This is a genomic window from Stieleria sp., from assembly GCF_041595215.1.
Classification (GTDB): Bacteria; Planctomycetota; Planctomycetia; order Pirellulales; family Pirellulaceae; genus Stieleria; species Stieleria magnilauensis.
This window is the reverse complement of the sequence record NZ_JBFHKV010000698.1, coordinates 1-4,708: the sequence shown is the minus strand read 5'-3', so window position 1 is coordinate 4,708 and position 4,708 is coordinate 1. Positions and strand designations below refer to the sequence as shown.

The following is a 4,708-nucleotide window of genomic DNA, read 5'->3' as shown; positions in this document are numbered from 1 at the left end:
GGCGACGCCGAATCCGGTCTGATGATTTATCAATCCGGAGCGGGCGGGGCGGGCGTGGTGGATTTTGACCTGGATGGCTGGCCTGATACCTATTTGACGGTGATGGATGGGACGCCCCGTCGCGAGGATTCCGGGCCCAATCGGTTGTATCGAAACTTGGCAGGTGAGTATTCCGATGTCACGGACTTCTCGGCGCTGCTGGATCGTGGGTTTTCCCAAGGCGTCGCGGTCGGTGATTACAACGCCGACGGTTGGCCGGATGTCTTGGTTGCCAACATCGGAGAAAACCGTCTGTATCAAAACAACGGCGACGGGACGTTTCGTGATGTCACCGCGTCGTGTCGACTCAGCGGAAGTGGTTGGACGACGTCGGTCGCGATCGCCGATTTGAATGCAGATGGACACGCCGATCTTTACGAAGTCGGTTACTGCCGCGGCGAGGAACCGTTGCAATTGCCTTGTGTGGTCGAGTCGATCGGTGAAGCCAGATCGTGCAACCCGATGGCCTTTGATGCCGAACCCGACCGGATTTGGGTCGGCAATGGCGATGGGACGTTTGACGACGCAACCGACTGGTTCGGGCCGCACGAACCAGGCCGCGGATTCGCCCTGGTGATTGGAGACTTCGATCGCCGTCCCGGTTTGGAAACCTATGTGGCCAACGACATGACGGCCAATCATTATTGGGCGAAATCGGACCAGACGCCCGCGTCCGGGCTTTCCGATCAAGCCGCCGTGCGTGGATTGGCGCTGAACCGTCGCTCCGTCGCCCAGGCCTCGATGGGCATCGCGGCTGCCGATGCCGACAACGACGGCGACATCGATTTTTTGTTGACGCATTTTGTCGATGATCACAATACGTTCTACCGGCAAGACAGCCCGGGCGTGTGGACCGATGCGTCCCAAGCCGCCGGCTTTGTGGACTCCTCCAAACCGATGCTCGCTTACGGCACCCAGTGGATCGATGTTGACAATGACGGCATGTTGGAAGTGTTCATTGCCAACGGTGACATCGACGACTTTGAATTCGAAGGACGATCGTTTCGGCAACTTCCCCAGCTCTTGCAGCAGGTCACGCGCGGCCGATGGAGCGAGAGGCAGGCGGATTCGTTGGGTGACTATTTCACTCGGCCTCGACTGGCCCGGTCCGTTGCGACGCTCGACGCCGATCGTGACGGCCGCACCGACTTGATCGTCACACATCTATTTGATCCGGTGGCGCTGTTGATCAATCGATCCGAAACGTCGGCCGAGCAGACGCGGTTCTTCTTGCGGGCCACCGCGACGCATCGCGACGCGATCGGCGCACGGGTCCGGTTCACCGCGAACGACCGAACCATTGAACAATCATTGCTAGCCGGAAACGGGTTCCAGTGCGCCAACGAAGCGTGCATCGTGGTGGCGGTGCCGGACGTCGAAACATTGGAAGACGTCAACGTGACGTGGCCCGACGGGAGCGACGAATCGCTCGGCGACTTGACCGGCGGACGGGATTACTTGATTTCCCAACACCTTGGCGTTTGGCCGCTGTAAGATTGACAGGTCCAGCGGTGCCGATCCGTCCACCTGCCATGACGCATTTTGTTGTCGCGACGACGCATTTGTGTATCGCTTCCCTCAGCAGCATTAAGTCAGCTAGGACCGATGGAAACCGGGCGACATTGTTCGAGTTTCGTTTTTATTTCTTTCTATCTCTTTAACAGTCAAGGTGCTCCTATGGTAATGCCAAGACAGAAACAGAGGGCGGGCTTCACGTTGGTGGAGCTGCTCGTGGTGATCGCGATCATCGGAATCCTCGTGGGACTCTTGCTCCCCGCGGTCCAGGCTGCGCGTGAAGCAGCCCGACGCATGAGTTGCAGTAACAATTTCAAACAGCTTGGAATTGGCATCCACAACTATCACTCGGCCTACAAACAGTTGCCGACACATGGCTCGGGAACCCAACCGGGGACGCCGGCGCCTTGGTTCCGCACCTCGGACTACGGGAATCGTCACCGCTTGAGCATGCTGGTTCCGATTCTGCCGTTCATCGAGCAACAGGCGTTGTGGAATGAAATCAGCAACCCGAATTCGAAGCGAACCGACGGCAACACCAGTGCGGCGGTGGGCACACCGACCAATCCATGGCCGGCGATGGGACCGACCCCCGAGAAGATTCAGTACATTCCCTGGACGACCGAGGTTCCGACGTACCGTTGCCCGAGCGATCCCGGGGTTGGACTTCCGGCCCTGGGGCGGACGAACTACGCCGCCTGCTTGGGAGATTCCTCGTGGCTGCTCCACCTCGCCAATCGCAACAACAACCGAACCCAGGTGACCAACGGACGAAGCCGGCAATCAAACGCCGCCCACCGCGGGTTCTTCAAGCCGTTGCAGGAAGCAAAATTCCGCGATTGCCTGGACGGTCTGTCCAACACCATCGCGATGGGAGAAATCATCACCTATCTGGGCGACAATGATATCCGTGGTCAGGTGACCGAATCGGCCCGAAACCGCAGTGCGCCCGGGGTCTCCCTGGCGAACCTTCGCGACAACCCGTCGATTTGCCAGCCATTGATCGACCCGGACAGGCCCCGGTTTTGGGATCCCCAGTACAACATGATCTCTCGTGCTCTGTTTGCCCGCGGCTATCGCTGGGCTGACCAAGGGCCGTTCTTTACCGGTTGCTTGACGATTCTGTCTCCCAATCGCGAGCTTTGCGGACCGTACAACACGCTCGGCACGACCCTGATTGCGACGATGTCCAGCCGCCACCAAGGCGGATGTCACGTGTTGATGGGCGACGGAGCGGTCAAGTTCATCACCGATTCCATCGAAGCCGGTGACCAGACGGCCGGCAGTGTTTGGCTCAACGGGACCGGCGGCCAGCTTCCCGGTTCGCAAAGTCCCTACGGGCTCTGGGGCGCATTGGGCACGCGTGCCAGCAACGAAACCATCGACGAAGAGATCTAACGCACTCCGTATGGCGTTTGTCGCTCGATTGTCCCAGCGGGCAGGACCAACGGTAACGCCGTGAGCATTTTTTAGCGGTAGGGCGCGAGCGCAATACCGCTAAATCGAAATTGAGGGGCGCCGCTCGCGCTGGCGCGAACCGGCTGATGTCAATTGATGATCAGCCGTTTGGCGCGAGCCTACGGGCCCTGCGCTGGTCAAAACCTTGTCGATTGAGCGGTATTGGGCTTGCGCCCTGCCGCTAACACCTCGTCAAACGCAGGAAATAAATGCTTCACAGCGTTGCCCAAAGGGGTAGTCGGGCTGCAGTCACTGAATGCTTGTCGATCGATTGATTTTGCGGGTCCATCGCCCGCGTCTTCCCAACATCAGGTCCTTTCGATGAAAACCCAATTGGTGTCCTGCTTTGTTCTCGTGCTTTTGGTCGCCGCCGTTGTCGGTTGTGGCGACAGCCGTCCCCAGACGTCCACCGAAGGAGCCGACGCGCAAGCCATCGCGGAATACGAAGCGGCGGTGGCGGCAGCCGAGGGAGACATGGCGACCAGCTCGGACGCTTCCGAAGGCGACGAATAGCCGCCCGGTACCAATCGCTTCGCAGGGCCGCCCATGGGGCCGCGTGGGATGTAGAATAACCGAGTGAATTGCAACGCACGGATTTCTTCCCTTCCCCACACTCGGAAACCCTGATGAACAAACCATTGCTTTCTCTCGCGTTCGGTGCAGCCATTGTGTTGCTTGCCAATCCGCTGGCGCACGCCGAAGTCACGGTCAAACTTTCCAAGATGCACCTTTGCTGTGGTGCCTGCGTGAAAGCCGTCGAAGGCGCCCTCGAAAAAGTCGAAGGTGCAACCGTGAAAGCGGATCAGGATAGCGGTTCCGCCGTCGTCACCGCAGCCGATCAAAAAACAGCTCGCAAGGCGATCGGTGCGATCGGACGGGCTGGGTTCCATGGCGAGACCGACCACGCCAAGCTGAAAATGCAGGACAACAGCGGGGTCAAAGCGGGCGTCACGAAACGTCTGGAATTGGTCGGAGTCCACAACTGCTGCGGCGGCTGCAACAAGGCCATCAAAGCGGCGCTGGCGACGGTTGACGGTGTCCAGGCGGATACAGCCAAGCCGAAGTCGAAAACACTGGTGGTCGAAGGCGAGTTCGATGGACTGGCCGTCGTCAACGCTTTGAACAAAGCCGGCTTCCATGTTCGCGCCAAAGGAGCCGCGAAGGAAGCTGCTGCGGCGCGAAAGAAGAAGGCCGCCGAGTCCACCGAGGAGTAAGGCGTCGGATCTGCTCTGCATGCCACCTGGTTCCGATCAGACAAACCGCTGACGTGGAAAGGAAGCCAGAACAATGCGGGGCAGAATGATCTTGCGGACTCGTTCCCAAGCTGTGCCTGGGAACGAGTCGCGATGAAATGTGTGGCGGGCTTCGAGGGGACACCCGAAGCCTTGCCGATCACGTTCAAGCGTAAATCGTCTCGAAGTCTTCCGAAGCCAGGACGGCATCGAAGGCGTTGGCGTAGAAACCGGTGCCGTTGACGTCCAGCGTGTCGTGGTTGCTGCCACCGTCCAGATGGGCATTGTCCGCATCGGATGCATCGATTCGCAGCGTGTCGTTTCCGCTGCGCAGCTCGACGTCCAGGTTGTCGACGTCGATTCCGAACAAGCTGACGTAGTCGTTGTGCCGTCCGCTGTCGATGTTCAGGCTTCGGGCGTCGGTGTACGAGGCGACGAAGGTATCGGCACCATCACCCATGTTC

At 59.4% G+C, this 4,708-nt stretch carries 5 protein-coding genes; 4 read left to right on the top strand and 1 reads right to left on the bottom strand.

Annotated elements, in window-relative coordinates; all coding sequences use genetic code 11:
- The 4 genes from ABX749_RS22705 to ABX749_RS22690 form a co-directional block, all read left to right on the top strand.
- Positions 1-1,533: CRTAC1 family protein (locus ABX749_RS22705; RefSeq protein ID WP_372897995.1), on the top strand; the 1,533-nt coding region annotated here is incomplete at its 5' end.
- Between the two features lie 189 nt (positions 1,534-1,722).
- Entirely contained in the window at positions 1,723-2,952 is a 1,230-nt protein-coding gene (locus ABX749_RS22700; protein WP_145222638.1) for a DUF1559 domain-containing protein, read from the top strand.
- 381 nt (positions 2,953-3,333) lie between these two features.
- Positions 3,334-3,525, top strand: coding sequence for a hypothetical protein (locus ABX749_RS22695; RefSeq protein WP_372897994.1), 192 nt, complete (start codon positions 3,334-3,336; stop codon positions 3,523-3,525).
- 113 nt (positions 3,526-3,638) lie between these two features.
- Positions 3,639-4,226 carry a heavy-metal-associated domain-containing protein gene (locus tag ABX749_RS22690; RefSeq protein ID WP_372897993.1) on the top strand — a complete coding sequence of 196 codons (588 nt, stop codon included), beginning with the start codon at positions 3,639-3,641 and terminating at the stop codon, positions 4,224-4,226.
- A gap of 184 nt (positions 4,227-4,410) precedes the next feature.
- Here ABX749_RS22690 and ABX749_RS22685 read toward each other — a convergent pair.
- Positions 4,411-4,708: hypothetical protein (locus ABX749_RS22685; RefSeq protein WP_372897992.1), on the bottom strand; the 298-nt coding region annotated here is incomplete at its 5' end.

Bases quoted from the DNA above. Each gene is read 5' to 3' on its own strand.
- ABX749_RS22690 (WP_372897993.1), top strand. From the start codon at position 3,639: ATGAACAAACCATTGCTTTCTCTCGCGTTCGGTGCAGCCATTGTGTTG.
- ABX749_RS22695 (WP_372897994.1), top strand. From the start codon at position 3,334: ATGAAAACCCAATTGGTGTCCTGCTTTGTTCTCGTGCTTTTGGTCGCC.
- ABX749_RS22700 (WP_145222638.1), top strand. From the start codon at position 1,723: ATGCCAAGACAGAAACAGAGGGCGGGCTTCACGTTGGTGGAGCTGCTC.